Annotated in this window: 20 protein-coding genes and 1 pseudogene; 4 read left to right on the forward strand and 17 right to left on the reverse strand. The window is 31.6% G+C overall.

The annotated features are described in order from the left end of the window. Positions 1-23 precede the first annotated feature (23 nt). The gene (locus tag OLM54_RS03060) at positions 24-665 is read left to right on the forward strand and encodes a porin family protein (protein WP_264537135.1); all 642 of its coding nucleotides are present in this window, start codon (positions 24-26) and stop codon (positions 663-665) included. Positions 666-724: 59 nt separating this feature from the next. On the opposite strand, the gene OLM54_RS03065 is transcribed toward OLM54_RS03060, so the two are convergent. The 12 genes and pseudogenes from OLM54_RS03065 to prmA form a co-directional block, all read right to left on the reverse strand. Beyond that, positions 725-1027, reverse strand: a complete 303-nt coding sequence (locus OLM54_RS03065) for a hypothetical protein (RefSeq protein ID WP_264537136.1) — start codon at positions 1025-1027, stop codon at positions 725-727. A 3-nt stretch (positions 1028-1030) separates the two neighbouring features. After that, complete coding sequence (locus OLM54_RS03070; RefSeq protein ID WP_264537137.1) at positions 1031-1483, reverse strand: hypothetical protein; 453 nt, start codon at positions 1481-1483, stop codon at positions 1031-1033. An 84-nt stretch (positions 1484-1567) separates the two neighbouring features. After that, positions 1568-2245, reverse strand: coding sequence for a YiiX family permuted papain-like enzyme (locus OLM54_RS03075; RefSeq protein WP_264537138.1), 678 nt, complete (start codon positions 2243-2245; stop codon positions 1568-1570). Between the two features lie 174 nt (positions 2246-2419). Then, on the reverse strand, positions 2420-3319 hold the full coding sequence (locus OLM54_RS03080) for a hypothetical protein (protein WP_264537139.1): 900 nt from the start codon (positions 3317-3319) through the stop codon (positions 2420-2422). Between the two features lie 17 nt (positions 3320-3336). Then, entirely contained in the window at positions 3337-4155 is an 819-nt protein-coding gene (gene kdsA / locus OLM54_RS03085) for a 3-deoxy-8-phosphooctulonate synthase (protein WP_264537140.1), read from the reverse strand. 401 nt (positions 4156-4556) lie between these two features. Then, a pseudogene (locus OLM54_RS03090) lies at positions 4557-5105 on the reverse strand (REP-associated tyrosine transposase). A 127-nt stretch (positions 5106-5232) separates the two neighbouring features. Next, positions 5233-5625, reverse strand: a complete 393-nt coding sequence (locus OLM54_RS03095; RefSeq protein ID WP_264537141.1) for a helix-turn-helix domain-containing protein — start codon at positions 5623-5625, stop codon at positions 5233-5235. Between the two features lie 172 nt (positions 5626-5797). Next, positions 5798-6250: a 2-dehydro-3-deoxyphosphooctonate aldolase gene (locus OLM54_RS03100; protein WP_264537142.1), complete on the reverse strand. Its 453-nt coding sequence runs from the start codon at positions 6248-6250 to the stop codon at positions 5798-5800. A 96-nt stretch (positions 6251-6346) separates the two neighbouring features. Beyond that, positions 6347-7021: a lysoplasmalogenase gene (locus tag OLM54_RS03105; RefSeq protein WP_264537143.1), complete on the reverse strand. Its 675-nt coding sequence runs from the start codon at positions 7019-7021 to the stop codon at positions 6347-6349. Between the two features lie 7 nt (positions 7022-7028). Further along, positions 7029-8303, reverse strand: a complete 1275-nt coding sequence (locus OLM54_RS03110) for a sterol desaturase family protein (RefSeq protein ID WP_264537144.1) — start codon at positions 8301-8303, stop codon at positions 7029-7031. Between the two features lie 64 nt (positions 8304-8367). Next, positions 8368-8643, reverse strand: a complete 276-nt coding sequence (locus tag OLM54_RS03115) for an ATP-dependent Clp protease adaptor ClpS (RefSeq protein WP_230700632.1) — start codon at positions 8641-8643, stop codon at positions 8368-8370. Between the two features lie 33 nt (positions 8644-8676). Then, positions 8677-9510: a 50S ribosomal protein L11 methyltransferase gene (gene prmA / locus OLM54_RS03120; RefSeq protein WP_264537145.1), complete on the reverse strand. Its 834-nt coding sequence runs from the start codon at positions 9508-9510 to the stop codon at positions 8677-8679. A 113-nt stretch (positions 9511-9623) separates the two neighbouring features. Between prmA and OLM54_RS03125 the strand changes: the two genes are divergently transcribed. Both OLM54_RS03125 and OLM54_RS03130 read left to right on the forward strand, forming a co-directional pair. Beyond that, entirely contained in the window at positions 9624-10760 is a 1137-nt protein-coding gene (locus OLM54_RS03125) for a hypothetical protein (RefSeq protein WP_264537146.1), read from the forward strand. Then, complete coding sequence (locus OLM54_RS03130; RefSeq protein ID WP_264537147.1) at positions 10747-13056, forward strand: hypothetical protein; 2310 nt, start codon at positions 10747-10749, stop codon at positions 13054-13056. The genes OLM54_RS03125 and OLM54_RS03130 overlap by 14 nt, the downstream gene beginning before the upstream one ends. A 211-nt stretch (positions 13057-13267) precedes the next feature. Here the strand turns inward: OLM54_RS03130 and tpiA are convergent, their stop codons facing one another. From tpiA to OLM54_RS03155, 5 genes are all read right to left on the reverse strand, one after another. Continuing rightward, positions 13268-14020, reverse strand: coding sequence for a triose-phosphate isomerase (gene tpiA, locus OLM54_RS03135; protein ID WP_264537148.1), 753 nt, complete (start codon positions 14018-14020; stop codon positions 13268-13270). A gap of 84 nt (positions 14021-14104) precedes the next feature. Further along, positions 14105-14599 (reverse strand): TlpA family protein disulfide reductase, encoded by a 495-nt coding sequence (locus tag OLM54_RS03140; protein WP_264537149.1) that lies wholly within the window; start codon positions 14597-14599, stop codon positions 14105-14107. A 389-nt stretch (positions 14600-14988) separates the two neighbouring features. Further along, entirely contained in the window at positions 14989-15657 is a 669-nt protein-coding gene (locus OLM54_RS03145; protein ID WP_264537150.1) for a YqiA/YcfP family alpha/beta fold hydrolase, read from the reverse strand. Positions 15658-15669: 12 nt separating this feature from the next. Beyond that, positions 15670-16791: a BT_3928 family protein gene (locus tag OLM54_RS03150; RefSeq protein WP_264537151.1), complete on the reverse strand. Its 1122-nt coding sequence runs from the start codon at positions 16789-16791 to the stop codon at positions 15670-15672. A 35-nt stretch (positions 16792-16826) separates the two neighbouring features. Further along, complete coding sequence (locus OLM54_RS03155) at positions 16827-17366, reverse strand: DUF1599 domain-containing protein (RefSeq protein WP_264537152.1); 540 nt, start codon at positions 17364-17366, stop codon at positions 16827-16829. Between the two features lie 170 nt (positions 17367-17536). Between OLM54_RS03155 and folP the strand changes: the two genes are divergently transcribed. After that, the gene (gene folP, locus OLM54_RS03160; protein WP_264537153.1) at positions 17537-18370 is read left to right on the forward strand and encodes a dihydropteroate synthase; all 834 of its coding nucleotides are present in this window, start codon (positions 17537-17539) and stop codon (positions 18368-18370) included. Positions 18371-18502 lie beyond the last annotated feature (132 nt).

The raw sequence follows: 18502 nt of genomic DNA on the forward strand, positions 1-18502 counted from the left end.
CCATACTTAAACAAAGAAATACTATGAAAAAATCTATAATAATTTTATGCACACTATTTTTGAGTGTGACTGTTATAGCTCAGACCAAAAAGGTTAAACTGGGAGTAAAAGCAGGTTTAAATATTGCGAGTCTTACTTTTGATGAAAGCGAATTAAATTCATCAGGCAAAACAGGATTTAGAGCAGGAGTTATGGTCGAAATTCCTATGTCGAAAAACTTTTCGCTTCAACCAGAATTGTTGTACAGCCAGCAGGGAACAAAAGTTTCCTTTTCTGATCAGGACGTTACAAATTCAAACTATAAAAGCACCATTAAGCTTAACTATTTAAACATTCCGGTAATGTTAAAATATTACGTAATAAAAGATTTAAGTCTACAAGCCGGACCTCAGATCGGAATACTTTTAAAAGCCAATAATAAATACAAGGATAATTTTTTAGGGTATGAAAATCAGGAAAGTTTTAATTTAAAAGAGTATTCGAGTGGTATAGATACATCAGTAAATTTTGGATTGGGTTATCAATTTAAAGATAAATTTTATACAGATTTGAGATATAACCTTTCTTATTCTAATGTTTTTAAAAAAGGCGATATAAATCATTTTATTGACAATGATATGAAGAACAGAGTTTTTCAAATAACGATTGGTTACTTTTTTAAATAATGGATTATTATGTTTTGTGGAAAAGAAAGCCGTCTCATGAGACGGCTTTCTTCTTTTAATTACAGCTTCATTACGATCGTATAATACAAAAATGTAATAGGAATATTAGACAATAGAATTAGAATTTTAATGGCTATATCTTTTCTATATTCCGGCAAATAAATAAATTTATCAATAAGATGAAATAACATTATTGCGTTAAGAAGTATTGCAGCCGTAACAAATGGAAATGCAATAATCAAAACATTTGCACTGGCATTTGTAACAATATAAAGTACAAACAAAATGGTGCTGACAATAAAACTGCCAATAGCTAATTCTGTTGCTTGTTTTTCTTCAAAAGGTTCGTCAGTTGTTTCCATGATTTAAATATTAAATGTTTTTTGAATTGATTGAACAGGAATAGAAAGCATTTTCGAGAAATCAAGATAATGAAAGGGAAGTGCCCGTTTTCCCTTTTTGTATTGCTGAAAAAAGTAACGTATCTGACTTATATAAAAAGGAGTTCCGGAAATAATTACAACATACAAATACAAACTTTTCTTCCCGTTTCCTAAAAGATAATATTGCATTCCGATTTCCTCAGCGACCGAAATTCCAGTGTTTGTTAAAACATGAATAATGTCATGATCTTCCAGTTTTGGCTGCATATCAAAATGATTTTTGTTAAGAAATTGTCCTAATCCAAACCCAAGAGAATCTTTAGGATATTGCAATAATTCATCTTTGTCAATTTCCCACGGCGTACTTTTTTTAAAATACTTTTGATATGGTTTCCTGCTAACGTCATACATTTTTTCAACAATATAATCTCTCATAAAATTATTTTAAAAGTTCTTTGAAATTCAAAGTAAATTAAGAAATAAAAAAGCCAATTTAGATTTCAATCAGCTTTTTAGATTTTAATACGTATCGATTACGGTTTTTAATAAATTAGAATCGGCGAGGTTAGAAGGCGAGACCACTTTTTCGTCAAGCGGAATATCATTTCCATACCTTTCCTTTAATATTTTTTGTACTCTTTTGTCTTCCAAATTAAAATCCTTCAATTCTTGTAGCGGACACAATTCTACACCAGCTCCGGTTTTGTATATCTTCCAAACCAATTCAGAACAATAGATTCGATTATCCGTCCATTCAAAAAAGGCATCATATTCTTTACCGTTAAATTGCTGACCATAATCTTTCATTTTTTGCAATGTCGTCGGAGTCAAAACCTTTTCGGCATTTTTCAATCTTTTTACCACATATTTATGATCCTTTCCATGTGATATCCAATCTTCTAGTAGTGTTATTTTTACAGGCTGAACCGCTTCAAAAACAAATTGCCTGCCATTTATAAAAAAGATAATTCCGCAATGCGAAAACTTAGAATTTGTTGCAATTCTCACCGCTTCACATTGCTTAGATTCTGAAGTCTGAAAAATAATATCACCATCCTGAATTTTATCAAACAAAGCATTTTGAGGTTTTGCTCCTGAAAACGGATTATTAGGAAACACCAATGTCGCCACATACAAAGCGCAGCAAAAGCTAATTAAAAGCGTAGTTCCTAAAAAGATATACTTCATTTTTTTCATGTTGAATTTTTAGAATCTAAATATACTTTATTTTCTGGCATTTCTTAATTCAGTTCTCTGTATTAACTCAAAAAAAGAAATGATATATAAAGTACTTTGAATTGCAAAGTAAATAATAAAAAAAATAGTTACCAAATAAATGATAACTATTTTAAAATATATTTTTAAGAAATATTAGATTCTAAAAATTCCTCCAACAGCAATAATTCTTTGAAAGAATAAAAAGTGTTGCGAAGCCTTATCTTCATTACTTACCGTAGTTCTAATATCTTTCATGTCGATGTAACCACCTTTTAGCTCACCTTGTAAGTAAAAATACTTGAAGAAAGTAAAGTTGATTCCCGCCTTTGCAGATACACCAAAACCAGAAACGTGAAAATCATCATGACGTTCTTTTCCTAATAAAGTTGTATTTGTTTTTGGGTATAAAACTCCGGCACCTATACCTTCAGTTAAGTTAATCTGAACTTTATCTGTATTTGGCAAACCAAACCATTTCGAAATATCGTCATGTCTGGAAACCTCAGTATTAACATAGTTCAAACCATCTGTATGTTCGTACATTAAAAAAGCAGGAGGATTTCCCTGAGTAGCATCAGTACCACCTTCCTGAGCGCCATGTAGAGACATATCTACAGGTGTATTATTATAAAGTCCGTTGTAAAAAGATCCAGCTTCATCAGCAGGTAAATTAATATAACCGGTAACATTAGCCGTTTGATTCTGAGTCATCACATATTTCATGTGATCCCAACCGATAGAAACGCTATAATGATCGTTAATGAAATACCCTAATCTAAAATTAGTTTGAGGAATTGTCATGTTTGCCGGATTAATATAATCAATATGATATCCTTTTGGTTTATCATGCGCTTTCATGTCTGCTACAGTAAAGTTGTAATCTTTCCCTCTAAAGTTTACATCAGATTTAGTATAACTGTCTCTATTACCACCCCATGAAACGAAGAATTTACCTTTATTATGTGCTGTATATCTTTCTACTGTGATTTCTTCCTGAGCAAATGTGTTTAAGGAAACACATACTAAGAAGAAAAATAAAATTTTTGTTTTCAATGAAATAATATTAAAAATTAGAATGAATTAACTGTTTTTCTAATAGCAACCAACTTAGTCATTAAACCTTCAAAATAGTCTAAATGCAGCATATTAGCGCCATCACTTTTTGCGTTTGCAGGGTCAAAATGAGTTTCGATAAAAATACCGTCAACACCCACAGCAATACCCGCTTTGGCAACAGTTTCAATCATATCAGGTCTTCCGCCCGTAACACCGGCAGTTTGGTTAGGCTGTTGCAACGAGTGCGTTACATCAAGAACCGTAGAGGCATATTGTTGCATAGTTGGAATTCCTCTAAAATCAACAATCATGTCCTGGTAACCAAACATAGTACCACGATCTGTAACCATAACATTCTCATTATGACAGTCTAATACTTTTTGCACTGCATGTTTCATGCTTTCCGGACTCATAAATTGTCCTTTTTTCAAGTTTACCACTTTTCCGGTGTTTGCCGCAGCAACAACAAGATCAGTCTGGCGAACAAGAAAAGCCGGAATTTGTAAAACATCTACATATTGCGCAGCCATATCAGCATCTTCATTTGTGTGAATATCAGTTACAGTTGGAATATGAAAAGTTTCTGAAACTTTTCTTAAAATTTTTAATGCTTTTTCATCTCCAATTCCGGAAAAACTATCAATTCTGGAACGATTTGCTTTTTTAAATGATCCTTTAAAGACATAAGGAATCTGAAGTTTGTCGGTAATACCAACTAATTTTTCAGCAATTCTGAGAGCCATTTCTTCTCCTTCGATAGCGCAAGGTCCCGCCAATAAAAAGAAATTCCCACTATCAGTATGCTTAATTTGTGGAATATGTTGTATGTTCATAATATGATTTTTTGACAGTGCAAAGGTAGTCATGATTTATGAATACGAGATGAAGATTTAAGTTTTTTTTAAGAAGCTAATCGCGCTATCCGCTACAATATTTTTCTCTAAACCCTTTTTTTCTTGGTCCTTGCAGGAGCTTCCTCCGGTCGCTCTGCAAAAACCATAAAAAACAGGCTTTCTCAAAAAATGATTTTCGCTGCTATCACGGCTAAATTGGCGGTAGAATTACAGTTAACTGAATATTTTTAAAATGTTTTTAACTTTTCATCTGCTAGCGCGAGCGTCCCGCTCGTGCCCGCAGTCAAAATCAATTTAAGTCTATTTGTAAAAAATAGTATTAAAACTTAAAACCTAATCTCCTGCTAGCGCAAACGTCCCGCTTGTGCCCACAATCAAAATCAATTTAAGTCTATTTCTAAAATGGTATGGTTATTTTCGGAATAATTTTTAGCCGAACTATATTTCCAGTCTACAGCATCAGTAACAAACCCTGATTTTACGGGATTTTGATGAATATAATTAAGTTTTTGCTCAAAAACTTTCAATGATCAAATTTCAATTGAGTGGTTATCTTGTTGCCAAAATTGCAGATTTTTAACATTGCTATTCTTTTTTCCTGCACGCTCCATCATCCAAAGCATCCATTCCTTTCTGCTTTCCTGAGGATTTTCTTTAATGGCATGAAGAAGTTTTTTTGAAGTAAATCCTTTGAAATCTCTCATCAAACCTGATGGATCTTCATTTCCAGAACGAAAAATCAAATGAATATGATTAGGCATAATGCAATATCCATATATTTCCATTGCTTTATTTCTTCTGCAAAAATCCAGAGACTCAATTACAACTCCAAAATATTCCTCTCGTGTAAATACATCTATCCAATTTATAGTTGCAAAACTCACAAAATAAGCTCCTGTTTTTTCTCCAAATTTATATTTAATACTCATACTTGTATTTATTCAGTTTGTAGGCACGAGCGGGACGCTCGCGCTAGCGAAGCTTATTCGTTATGTTATAAAAACAAAACGAGACTTTTTAAAGTCTCGTTTTAATTAATTATAGCTTTTATAAATACTATTTATCTTTCAATACTCTTTCTAAATATTCTACTTTATCTTTTTCAGCCTGAACTAAACGTTCGTAAAGTTCAACTACTTTATCAAGAGGATTAAATGTGCAAGTATTGTTGTGGCTTCCAAAATAATTACCATGACTTTCGTTGAAGGTATTAAAATAGCTGATCATATTTTCTTCTGAAAAATTCTTTATTGCTTCTGTAGTTATACCTAGAGCATTTGCAATTTCCAGAAGTTTTTCTTCATCAACATTTTCGCTTCCTTCAATGTTAGAAACAGACTGCTGACTTAGACCAATTGCCATAGCAAGTGCTTCTTGTTTCATGCCTTTTAACTCTCTGATTCGGCTAATATTTCTGCCAATATGTTTTGGTTTTGTTTCTGTGCTCATAATTCAAAGATATTTAAAATTCTGTAATTTTTTCTCTTTTTGGTAAAATACAATACACTATTTGTAAGAAACCGATTTCTATATTTTCTTTGGCTGGCGCGAGCGTCCCGCTCGTGCCCGCAATCAAAATCAATTTAAGTCTATTTGTAATATAGGATTTAAACTCAAAAATCTACTCCTTCTTCAAACTCAATCCCATTGGAACCATTAAAATTCCTTTTTCATAAATATTCAAATAAAGTTTAATTGGCTTTTTTTGACCTTCCCATTTTAGTTCATAAACATTCAGGAATCCGGCTCCCATATCGCTTCGTTTAGTTGGGAAAGGGCAACAGGTTTCTAATCTTAAATAGGTGATTTTTTCACCGTTTGGTCCGGCTAAAGCATTTAAAAAACGAGTTTCGTTTAAAGCTTCATCTCTTGTATTTCTAAAAAAAATATTTACCGGATAATCAGGATCGTAGCCATATTTTTTATCGTTGCTAAAAAGCGTAATTACAAATGTATTGTCTTTTTTTAAAACTAAATCCGGAGCATTATCATCAACATTTTTCAAAGTCGATTTAGTACTTATACACGAAGTTGCAGTAATTAGTAAAACGATAAAAAGCGCTATTTTTTTCATGGTTATTTGGTATTAGTCGTACAAATGTAAAAGGTTTTTATGCCATAAATTTCACGAATTTCCGCAAATTTTAATTTATTAAAAAAAGTAAATCAGCTATTCTGCCTTTTTCGGATTCAATTTTAATATACCAGCCACAATCAGATATTGTGCCAAAAGATAAGTGAACATAATAATAAACGCGCTTCTTTCTATTGGCGCATGAAATTTATCAATAGCCAGAATACTATCAGAAATTACAAAAACTGCCGCACCTGTAAAAACATATTTGTTTCCGGGTTTTGACCACGTTAAAAAGCCATTAAGAGCAAATAAAAGCATGGTAGAAATCACAAAAGCATAAACAATAACCGGAATTTTAAGATCGCCCAAAGTTGGTAATAAAACCCAAAGCATACCAATTAAATAAACAACAATTACAATACATCCAACTCTAAAAACAATATTATTCCTGATTTGAGTATGATCTTGTTTATTGAAAAGTGTACAATATATAATGTGAGAAATCAAGAAAGAAACCAATCCAAGAATAAAATAGATTTCGGCAATATCAGCAAACAATAAAATAACGTCGCCAATCCATGAAAAAGCTAAAGCCGTTAAAAGTGTATTTCGCGACGGAAATCTTTTATAAGCATAAACAGCAAATCCCAATAAGGGAATTAAAACAGGTTTTAAATATAAATCCAGAAATTCATTTCCAGAAAGCAGAACGAGTAAATAAATAATACTAATTGCAATGTAAATTCTAAAAAATAAAGTGTGTTTCATAGTGGTGTTAAAAATTGATTGTTGGACTTGGGGGGAGAGTTTTAAAATCGATAATAACAAAATAAATTGTAGTTATAAATGAGAAACTTAAATAGCTTAAAATGATATAATTTGCAAAGGAAAAAAGCTGGTTTAATCCAAACCAATCTCCATAATACAGTATAATCGCAATAGCAATTATAAAGCGGAATCCTTCCCAAAAAACGGCATATTTACTTTTATCCATTAATTCAGAATAACTGTAAATCGTAATGAGAATAAAAAATCCATAAACGAAGATATTAGGCAAACCAATTTTGGCAATATTATCAAATAAATAAGTTACAAATAAAAGTGTAATTAGCATTTGAGCAACCGACCAATAAATTAATTTTTGAGAATTCTGGGTACCATATTTTTCAAAATTGTACACATTCTCAATTTTATGTACCGGATATTTTTCTTCAAAGTTTTCCGGTCTCCAGCCAGTTGGCTTAAACCAAATAGTGAGTTTGTCTTTCCATTTTTCGGCTCGCCAGGCATCTTTAATTAATAAGGTAAGATGCTGAAAATTAATTTTTATAGGATTCCAGGTTTGTGCCGGTCTTGTAATACCAAAAACAGGCGGAACATCATCCAGCTCAGCTTGAAAAGTACCAAAAAGTTTATCCCAAAAAATAAAAATCTGCGAATGGTTTTTATCTAAATATTCAGGATTTATTGCGTGGTGAACACGATGATGTGACGGAGTAACCAAAATGTGTTCTATAAAACCCATTTTTTTGATGTGTTTCGTATGATACCAAAACTGTAAAAATAAATGCAAAGGCAAAGTAATCGCAATTACAGTTGCAGGAACGCCCAATAAGGCAGCCGGAATCAATAAAAAAGTAAACAAATTAACCAGACTCGCAATAGGTTGACGCAGCGCACAGGCTAAATTAAATTCTTCGCTGCTGTGATGAATCGCATGTTTGTTCCAGAGAAAATTGATTTGATGTGCCAGTCGATGACTCCAATAGCCGTAAAAATCAATAACAAAAAAAGCAATACAAAAGGATAAAACAGAAGCTTCAAGATGAAAAACGGCAATTTTAGAAACCAGCCATTCATAAGAAATAAAAGTCAGACTTAAACCCAAAACATCCTTTACAGAATTAGTAATTCCGGAACTTATGCTTGATACACTGTCGATTAAAGGAGCAGTATCTTCTTTTTTATAGATGCCGTATATTTTTTCAATTATAATTAAAATTAAAAAAATAGGCGTAGCGATAATTAATATCTTTCCGTATTCTTCCATAAAAAAAATGTTATAAATTATCCAAATATAGAATAATTTATAACATTTTTTAAATTATTGACAATTAAACAATCTCAGCGCTTAGTCCGGCTTCTAAAAGTTGTGTACATTGTGGTTTAAGTTTGTCCATTGGACCAGTTTTTACTGTGCATTTTCCGTTGTAATGTACAATTAAGGAACATTGTTCTGCTTGTTCAGGCGTATGACTACAAACACGCATTAAAGTTTCAATAACGTGATCAAAAGTGTTTACATCGTCGTTATACACAATGATTTCATTATTAAAAGCCGTCGCTTCCTTTTCGCGAACTCTTTCTCTTACTTTTTCTTTAGTACTCATGTTTTTAGGTTTTTGTACTGTTGTAATTACTATCTAATTTACGTATTTTAATGAAACCCAGTTGTTTCTTTGAAACTTTTTAACATAAGTTAAACCTTTTTCTGTGCATGAAGCATCGATAAAAGGAATATCCTGTTCATAAAAACCACTAAAAAGTATAATACCTTTTGGGTTTAAAGAATCAACATAACTTTGCATATCGTTTAGCAAAATGTTACGGTTGATATTGGCAATAATCAAATCGTATTTTTTTCCCGCCAATAATGCTGCATCGCCTTCATAAACGGTAATATGTTTGCAATTATTGCGTTCAGCATTTTCAATAGAATTTAAATAACACCAATTGTCAATATCAATGGCATCAATAGGCTGAGCACCTTTCATTTCGGCCAAAATAGCCAAAATCGCAGTTCCGCAACCCATATCTAACGTTTTTAAACCCTCAACATCCATTTCTAATAAATGCTGAATCATCATGTGTGTAGTTTCATGATGTCCCGTTCCAAAACTCATTTTTGGTTCAATTACAATATCAAATTCGGCATCTGTTTTTAGATGAAAAGGAGCGCGAACATGACATTTTCCGTCAACATCAATCGCTTCAAAATTCTTTTCCCATTCTTCGTTCCAGTTTACCTGATCGATTTCTTCAACCGTGTATTCAATTTTAAATTCTTCAGATTGTAAAATATAAATGTCATCCAGAATATTCTCATCCCACAAATCTTTCTTTACATAAGCCGAAATTCCAGTTTCTGTTTCTGTAAAAGTTTCAAACGCTTTTTCGCCCAATTCAGCAATTAAAATTTCTGATCCCGGTTCCTTCGGTTCAATCGTAAAATGATATCCTAAATATATATTCGACATAAATAATTTTTTTTGCAAAGGTAAGAATCCAAAGTAGAAGTTCTTTAAAAATAAATCATATTCTCATGAAGATTAATGTTAATTTTGATTCAAATTTCTACTGATTTTAATTTATGAAAAATATCATTTATATTTTCCTTTTTGCGGTTTTAAACGGCGCTTCCTGCGAAAAAGAACACGAAGTAATCCGATCATTTTGTTATTGGAAAACCGATTTGAATTTTGAAAAAGAAGAAGATTCCTTAATCAGAGAATTAGATGTAAAACACCTGTATGTGCGTTTTTTTGATGTCGATTGGAATCCGTATGCCAAAGAACCTTTGCCTGTTGCAAGCATTAGAAACACAAGCTTAAACGAAAGTAATCCCGAAATTACGCCAAGTATTTTTATCACAAACGAAGTTGTTTTACAGGCAAATACAAAACAATTAGACAGTTTGGCTTCGAGAATTGCGCAGCGTGTCAAACAAATAGGAGAAAATATAAACCAAAGCAAAGCAGATAAAATTGCAAATTCAATAGTGTATCCAAAAGATTATTACAAACAAAAAGATTTTAAACGACTGAATTACGATTCTATAAAAGCAATAGAATTAGCAAAGCTGAAAGTTGATTTCAAAGAAATTTTAATTGATTGCGATTGGACAGAAAAATCAAAAAAGAACTATTTCTATTTATTACAGCAAATTAAAAAAGGATTTCCAACCTCAAAAATTGCTGCAACAATTAGACTCTGGCAATATAAGTTTGCTGAAAAAGCCGGAGTTCCACCGGTTGATAAAGGATTGTTGATGTGTTATAATTTGACAAAACCGGATGATTTTAAAACCAAAAATTCGATAGGAACAAGCGACGAATTGGCACAATATATTACACACAGCAATTACAAACTCAAACTTGATATTGCTTTGCCCTTGTATAGCTGGGCAGTTGTTTTTAGGGGAAATCAGTTTAAAGGAATTTTATCAGATTACGACCAATTGAGGAATGATTCGATTAAATTGAAAAAAGTATCTGATTCTAAATATGTTTTGCAGGATGATGTTTTGGTAAGTCAGACCTATTTGCGAAATGGAGATGAAATTAGGATTGAGAAAATTTCGGAAGACGAATTAGAGAAAATGATTTCGATTATAAAAGACAAAATAAAGATTGATAATCAAACCAAAATCACCTTTTTCTCGTTTGATAAAAAATACATCAACGATTACGGAACCCAAAATATAGCCAACTATTATGCGCGTTTTTAGCAGTTTACTTTTAGTTTTAAGTTTTCATATTTCGTTTGCCTGCGGATGGAGCGTATCGCCGGAAACAAGTCGTTTAGCATTGTTTAAAGCACAGCGTGAAGGGTTTTTTAAACTAACGCCGTTTTATTATTCTGCCGATTATTACTATTCGACCAATACAGTTTCAGACGTTGATAAGGAATTGAATTGTTTGGAATGGAAGAAAAAAATAAGCAGTCAAATTAATACAAAAGATGTTTATACAATTTTGTACAAAATAGATTCTGAGCAATTTGAAAATGCATACGAATCTAAAACCCTAAAAAAAGCATTCGAAAAAAACACCTTTATTGAAGCGTTGTTATTACCAAAAAACAAAGCCTTTTTAAATTATATTTTATTTGCTAAAAAAATAGAATACAATAATAATGTCGATGTAAAATGGGAATCCTGGGGAAAAGTTGGTTATAATAATCACGATCACCAACCGGCAGATTTAGAAAATTTTGAAAAGAAAATTAAAACCGCAAAAGATGCTTTTTTGAAACAGCGTTATGCCTTTTTAATTTTGAGATATAGTTTTTATGCACAAGATAAAAGTGAAGTAATTCGTTTGTACGATACTTATTTTGCCCAAAATAAAAACACAATTTTAGAACCTTGGGCTTTGTATTATAAAGCCTTATGTATAGAAGATTTTCCTTTACAAAACTATTTATTGAGTAAAGTTTTTGCTGCTTGCGAAGAAAAATCATTTGCCGTTTTACAGCATTACAATTGGAAATTAACGGCAGAAACTCTGGCTTTGGCACAAAATGACGAAGAACGAAGCGTAATTTTGTCTATTGAAAGTTTGCGTAATCCCGCTCCGGATTTAAAAACAATCAAAGAAGTTTACGAATTGAGTCCGAATAGTTTGTATTTGAGTTTTTTGATTGGCAGAGAAATAAACAAACTCGAAGATTGGATTTTTACACCTCAATATAGCAATAACGGAAGCCCTTCGGTTGTGTTTGAAGGCACCGATTGGTATGGAGATTACGCCAAAGCAAAAGAAGAAAACTTTACTAAGGATATTTTATATTTAAGAGAATTAAAATACTTTTTGATTGCTGTTCGTGAACAAACTTCTGGTGAGCAAAAAGACTATATAACCGCCGCAATTGCTCAGCTTTGTTTTATGGATGATGAAATTGATTTGGGAAAAAAATATACCAATATGATTTCTGATAAAGCCAATGCATCGATACAAATGCAAAAAAATATCCAATTGGCTTTGGTTTCCTTAAAGCAAGATGATTTAAAAAGTGAGAAAGTTCAAAACCAGCTTTTTAAATACTTTGATTCTGTCGAAAATTTGGTCGAAACAGATTATGGCTTATTCAAAAACTTATATAGTTTATACCGAATTGCAAGTGCGGATTTCTATAAAAAAGGCGATCGCGTTACAGCAGGTTTATTATTTATGAAATCAGACCTTAAAAACGAAGGCGAATATTCCGCTTACAATAATCCTTATTTCTATAGTTATATAGGTTATTTTGAGAGAACTGCAACTATTGAAGACGTAGATAAATTGATCGCTTTACAGCAAAAAGGAGATAAAACACCATTTGAAAAATACATTTGTTCCGGTACAATTGCACCAGATATAAATTATTACAAAGATTTAAAAGGAACAATCGCTTTTAGAAATAACAATTTAGAATTGGCTTATGAAACTTTTTCAAGTATGCCAAAAGATTTTTGGGAGAAGAATTATGCTTTTACAGATTATCTGAATGAGAACCCTTTTACGCCCAAAATTCTGCAAAAACAAGAAGAACGAAAATTTGATTATCGTTTTAATAAAGCGGAGTTTCTTGCAAAATTAATTCAGTTAAAAAAGCAAAATACAGCATCGGGTAATCTGCAATTGGCAAATGCGTATTTTAATGTTTCGTATTTAGGAAATTCATGGATGATGGTGGCTTACGATTGGACTTCGGGAGAATCGTATATTGATTATGTTTACGGAGATAATACAGAGAATGAAAAAACATATCAAAATGGCAATTATTATAATTTAACAATGGCGAAATTTTATTATGAAAAAGCCCTGAAAATGTCTAAAAACAGCAACGAAAAAGCCTTAGCCAGTTTAATGATTTTTGAATGTAATTATTACAATCATTACGCAAATATTGTTTCTGCGGAAGAAGAAGAAAAAAATCCGTTTAAAGCAGGCAAGGAGCTAATTAATTTTTATTCCTTATATAAAACAACACCAACTTTTAAAAAGTACAATTGCCCTTTATTAGAAGCATTTATTAATTAGTTATTTGTAAAAAGTAAATTGTGAAATGAAAATGGGATTATAATAAAAAAGCGTTCGCACAGCGAACGCTTTTTTATATAGTAAATCTAAAATCTAAAATCTAAAATCTAAAATCTAAAATCTAAAATCTAAAATCTAAAATCTAAAATCTAAAATCTAAAATCTAAAATCTAAAATCTAAAATCTAAAATCTAAAATCTAAAATCTAAAATTAAATTGCAGTTACAATAGCTAAAAAGTCATCAGCTTTTAAGGCTGCACCACCAATTAAACCACCGTCTACGTCTGGTTTACCAAAGATTTCTTTAGCATTATCCGGTTTTACAGAACCACCGTATAAAATAGAAACTTCATCAGCGATATCAGCTCCAAAAGCTTTACGGATTGTTTCTCTGATAAATTCGTGCATTTCCTGAGCTTGTTCCGGTGAAGCAGTTTCACCCGTTCCAATTGCCCAAACAGGCTCATAAGCTAAAACAACTTTAGACCATGATTCTTTTGCAATATGAAAAATTCCGTCACGTAATTGGTTCTCAACAATATTAAAATGATTTCCGGATTGACGATCTTTTAATTCTTCTCCAAAACAGAAAATTACAGTCAAATCATGTTTCAAAGCTGTATCAACTTTATTGGCGATTAAAGCATCAGTTTCGTGAAAAATAGCTCTACGCTCAGAGTGACCAAGAATTACCGTGTTTACACCAATACTAGTTAACATATCTGCAGAAATTTCTCCTGTAAAAGCGCCACCTTCAGCTTGGTGAACGTTTTGAGCAGCAACACCAATTGTAGTGTTTTTTACTTTAGCAACTGCCGCCTGTAAATTTACAAATGTTGGAGCTACAATAACCTGAGCAGTAGTTTGAGCCGGTATTTTAGTAATTAATTCGTTTAATAATTCTTCAGTTTGTGCTGCGTTTTTATGCATTTTCCAGTTTCCTGCAACAATCTTTTTTCTCATTTTGGTAGTTTTTATTTTTTTTGTTTTATTGAAGTAAAGTCAAAAATTGAAATTGATTTTTGACATTGATATTTTTATTGAAAATTATTTCAAGCTTTTTAAAGTTTCATTGATTTTATCAAAATCAGTTTCAATAGCGCGGTATAATGCGATTTTACCTGTTTTATCAACGATAATATATCTCGGAATCCAGTCTAAATCAATTGCTTTTCCAAAAACACCTTTCATACCATCGTTCATCATAAAATGATCGCCTTTTAATTCGTGTTTTTCAATTCCGATTTTCCATTTTTCAGCCGTTTTATCAGCAGAAAGGAATAAGTAGGAAACATCAGGATTATTGGCTTGTAACTCTTTTAGTTTTGGCATTGCTTTTACGCAATCACCACACCAGGAAGCCCAAACTTCGATAATCAAAGTTTTTCCTTTGTATTTTTTTAAAATATTTTTGAAAGAAGTCTGACCTCCATCAATAGTTAATAATTTTTCAGACAATGCTTCTTTAGAAAAACTTGTTTTCTGAGCTTGTGAGCATGAAAAAGTAATAAATGCAATAACGATTAAAGCTATTTGTTTCATATTATAATATAGTTTTTAAATATTATGAATTGCTTTGACGGAAATGAATCTGCAAATTCAAATCACCACAATTTCATAAATTAAGGTTCCCAACAAAGTTAAACAAACAAATTGAATGAGAAATGGAGATTAACAAAATTTGAAGACTCGTTTATTTTATCACAAAACAAGAAAATTCGGTTAGAAAAACAATAATGAAAACGTAATAGTTGGCTTGAAAAACAGGATTTTTTAAAAATATTTTTTTCAGGCAATAAAAAACAAACGTTTTTTTTACTTAACAAACAATTTCAGAAGCAAAAAAACGTCAGATTTATATAAAAAAGCCTTCAATAATTTATTTCTGAATTAGAAATTATTGAAGGCTTTTTAAAGTTATTTTTAGAATCTTAATTCAAATCATAATCACCATTTGCCCATTTTTTACTCGGAGCAATCCATGCATTTAAAGCTTTGAATAAAAAGCCATGTTTAAGATTAGTATGTAATTCGATTTGTTTGAAATGATTTATTTTTAGTTTTGAAGTTTCTTTTCGTTTACTGGCATCAACACCAAAAATATCAGATTCTTCATAAATCGTTAATATGTTTCCACAGTAATTAATCTCCGGAATTTCCTTAATATCTGAGTCTCGGAAACATCCAATAAAAACAAAATTTACATCGGGATTTGCCAGATAAGTAGAAACATATTGTGCAATATATCCGCCTTTTGAAGTTCCGATTACTGTAATTTTATTTGGAGAAATACCTTGTTTGATAAGCTTTTTAATTTGCTTCACAACCTTTTCGGCATATTTTGCCGCGTTTGTATTCTTCGATCTGATTTCACTAAAAACAATAAAATTATCTTTTTTATAAGAAGCTACTATTTCATTATATTCTGCCTTTCCGTATTCAGGATGTGCAACATCTAAAGCGTTTTCTTCGATGAATTTATTGTGCAGAAAGAAGATATAACGTTGATCTTTATTTGATGTCTTTTCCTGGCTAAAACATATAAAAACAGAAAGCACAGTAAATAAAAAAGTAACGGATAATTTTTGAAATTGTTTCATAAATAGCTTGTTTTAAAGACCATACGCAACATCAGATAACTTCAAATCATCAATGTCGTTATAATGAACTTTTTGCATTACGGTTCCGTTATGTAAAACAACGATACTTGGATTTGCTCTTTCGATTGTTTTTAAAGTCGTCGCATCGCAGAAATAGAAATCGACATCTAAACCATATTGTTTTTTAGCTTTTGCAATTTCTTCAGCTCCGGAAGCCGTCATTGCAATTACTTTATATCCTTTTGATTTCGCTTCTTTATTTAAATCTTCTAACTTTTTCATTCCGTCAGGATTTGATAATGCTAAATCGTACGTTACAAAAATTAGTAATTTTGGCTCTTTCAATAATTCTTCCTTGTAATCAGAATCATCTTTTGTCATCGAAAAATCGTGAATTGGCGGAACATAACCTTCCGTGATTACTTTATCTTTTCTGTCAACAAAAGTCGCGCCTTCAGGAATATTCATTAAATCTTTCTCCGTAAATTCCTTATCAACGCCTTTTACTTTATAGATAAAAACCATTTCAACTACAGATTTTGGAGCGCCTTCCGGAATTTCCATTCCTTTCTCGATATTGCTTCCGACTTTAAACGGACGGAAATCTTTTATAGGATTATGATTTAAAACCCAAACTGCCATAACAACACATAAAATTAAAGCAATTAGCGTGATAATATTGGTAACAGTATTGGAGAATAAAGGTTTTACCAGTTTTTTATTGATGAATAGAATCAGAATAAAGAAAAGTAAAACAATATCTTTTGTAAAGGATTGCCAAGGCGTTAAATGCAAAGCGTCTCCAAAACATCCGCAATCTTTAACTACATCAAAATAAGCAGAGTAGAAGGTAAGGAATGTAAAGAAAACAATTAAAAGCAATAAAGCCCAAATCGTCAATTTTGATTTGTAACCAACTAATAACATTACTCCCAAAACGACTTCCAGAATTACTAAAAAGATGGCTAAACCTAAAGCCAAAGGCTCTAAAAATGGCATATTAAAAACCGGTTCGCTAAAATATTCAGCCAGTTTATAAGAGAAACCAACAGGATCATTCAGTTTAATTAATCCTGAAATGATAAATAATACACCGACAAATAATCGGGAAAATTGAGTAATAATGTTTTTCATGGAAGTTATTTTAAAATGTTTTATTTGGCGGAATATTATTTTATTGGATTAAGAATAAGTGCAAAAACAGCATAATTAATCATATCCTGATAATTAGCGTCGATGCCTTCAGAAACTAAAGTTTTACCTTTATTGTCTTCTATTTGTTTTACGCGAAGTAATTTTTGCAAAATCAAATCGGTTAGGGAACTCACACGCATGTCGCGCCAGGCTTCACCGTAATCATGATTTTTGGCAAGCATTAACTCTTTGGTTAATTTAACTTTAGCATCGTATAATTCAGTTGCTTTTTCTACATCAAGATCAGGCTGCTCAACAACGCCCAATTCTAACTGAATTAGAGCCATAATCGAATAATTGATGATGCCGATAAATTCTCCTTTTTCATCTTCATCAACTTTACGGATTTCGTTTTCCTGTAAACTTCTAATTCTTTGTGCTTTTATGAATATTTGATCAGTAAGCGAAGGCAGTCTCAAAATACGCCATGCACTACCATAATCTTTCATTTTATTGATAAATAAAGTACGGCAAACCGCAATTACATTATCAAATTCAAGGGAAGTATTCTTCATTTATTGCTGTATATTTGCTAAAATTTCTTCAAAAATAAGGATAAATTTTGAAAGGTGTTTCAAGTTTCAAGTTTAAAGTTTCAAGTTAAGGTAGATTGCGTAAGCGCTGGAACTTGAAACGTGAAACAAGAAAAACCTGAAACTTGAAACAAATAAAACTTGAAACAAAAATGTTAATTAACTGCAAAGGCCAGCTTATTGATTTGTCGATTCCTAAAATAATGGGAATATTGAATGTGACGCCAAATTCTTTTTTTGATGGCGGAAAATATAGTAATGAAGATGAAATAATTTCGCAAGTAGGTAAAATGTTGTCTGAAGGAGCAACATTTATTGATATTGGCGCTTATTCGAGTAAACCAAGTGCAGAATTTGTTTCGGAAAAAGAAGAAATAGAAAGAATAATTCCTGTCATTGAATTGATTTTAAAGCATTTTCCGGACACATTACTTTCTATCGATACTTTTAGAGCCGAAGTTGCAAAAGCAAGTATAGAAAACGGTGCAGCAATTATAAATGATATTGCAGCTGGAGAATTAGATGATAAAATGTTTGATGTTATCGCAAAATATAATGTTCCGTATATTATGATGCACATGCGAGGCAATCCGCAAACAATGCAAAGTTTGACACAATATGAGGATATTGTAAAAGAAATACTTTTCTATTTTTCAGAAAAAGTAAACAAAGCAAGAAGTTTCGGAATCAATGATTTAATCCTGGATCCAGGTTTCGGATTCGCAAAAACAACCGATCAGAATTATGAAGTTTTGCAAAAAATGGAACTTTTTAATTTATTAGAATTACCTGTTTTAGCCGGAGTTTCAAGAAAATCAATGATTTACAAAACACTAAATAACACCGCACAAGATGCCTTAAACGGAACAACAGTTTTGAATACAATTGCCTTAACAAAAGGTGCAAAAATCCTGCGTGTTCACGATGTAAAAGAAGGAATGGAATGTATTACTTTGTTTGAAAAAATGAATTCAAATACTATTTAAACGCCCGGTTTTGTCATCTCGACAGAGGAGAGATCACACGAGAAACTCCGCGCTTAGAATCGCCAATCTTTGTAGAATTTCTAGTGTGATTTCTCCCTTCGGTCGAAATGACAAAGATTATGCTGAAAAAAC

This window comes from Flavobacterium sp. N1736, from assembly GCF_025947065.1.
Classification (GTDB): Bacteria; Bacteroidota; Bacteroidia; order Flavobacteriales; family Flavobacteriaceae; genus Flavobacterium.

Bases quoted from the DNA above. Each gene is read 5' to 3' on its own strand.
- OLM54_RS03130 (WP_264537147.1), top strand. From the start codon at position 10,747: ATGCGCGTTTTTAGCAGTTTACTTTTAGTTTTAAGTTTTCATATTTCG.
- OLM54_RS03125 (WP_264537146.1), top strand. From the start codon at position 9,624: ATGAAAAATATCATTTATATTTTCCTTTTTGCGGTTTTAAACGGCGCT.
- OLM54_RS03115 (WP_230700632.1), bottom strand. From the start codon at position 8,643: ATGAGTACTAAAGAAAAAGTAAGAGAAAGAGTTCGCGAAAAGGAAGCG.
- OLM54_RS03100 (WP_264537142.1), bottom strand. From the start codon at position 6,250: ATGAAAAAAATAGCGCTTTTTATCGTTTTACTAATTACTGCAACTTCG.
- folP (WP_264537153.1), top strand. From the start codon at position 17,537: ATGTTAATTAACTGCAAAGGCCAGCTTATTGATTTGTCGATTCCTAAA.
- OLM54_RS03105 (WP_264537143.1), bottom strand. From the start codon at position 7,021: ATGAAACACACTTTATTTTTTAGAATTTACATTGCAATTAGTATTATT.
- OLM54_RS03095 (WP_264537141.1), bottom strand. From the start codon at position 5,625: ATGAGCACAGAAACAAAACCAAAACATATTGGCAGAAATATTAGCCGA.
- OLM54_RS03060 (WP_264537135.1), top strand. From the start codon at position 24: ATGAAAAAATCTATAATAATTTTATGCACACTATTTTTGAGTGTGACT.
- OLM54_RS03070 (WP_264537137.1), bottom strand. From the start codon at position 1,483: ATGAGAGATTATATTGTTGAAAAAATGTATGACGTTAGCAGGAAACCA.
- OLM54_RS03145 (WP_264537150.1), bottom strand. From the start codon at position 15,657: ATGAAACAATTTCAAAAATTATCCGTTACTTTTTTATTTACTGTGCTT.
- OLM54_RS03075 (WP_264537138.1), bottom strand. From the start codon at position 2,245: ATGAAAAAAATGAAGTATATCTTTTTAGGAACTACGCTTTTAATTAGC.
- OLM54_RS03155 (WP_264537152.1), bottom strand. From the start codon at position 17,366: ATGAAGAATACTTCCCTTGAATTTGATAATGTAATTGCGGTTTGCCGT.
- OLM54_RS03110 (WP_264537144.1), bottom strand. From the start codon at position 8,303: ATGGAAGAATACGGAAAGATATTAATTATCGCTACGCCTATTTTTTTA.
- tpiA (WP_264537148.1), bottom strand. From the start codon at position 14,020: ATGAGAAAAAAGATTGTTGCAGGAAACTGGAAAATGCATAAAAACGCA.
- OLM54_RS03150 (WP_264537151.1), bottom strand. From the start codon at position 16,791: ATGAAAAACATTATTACTCAATTTTCCCGATTATTTGTCGGTGTATTA.
- kdsA (WP_264537140.1), bottom strand. From the start codon at position 4,155: ATGAACATACAACATATTCCACAAATTAAGCATACTGATAGTGGGAAT.
- prmA (WP_264537145.1), bottom strand. From the start codon at position 9,510: ATGTCGAATATATATTTAGGATATCATTTTACGATTGAACCGAAGGAA.
- OLM54_RS03140 (WP_264537149.1), bottom strand. From the start codon at position 14,599: ATGAAACAAATAGCTTTAATCGTTATTGCATTTATTACTTTTTCATGC.
- OLM54_RS03065 (WP_264537136.1), bottom strand. From the start codon at position 1,027: ATGGAAACAACTGACGAACCTTTTGAAGAAAAACAAGCAACAGAATTA.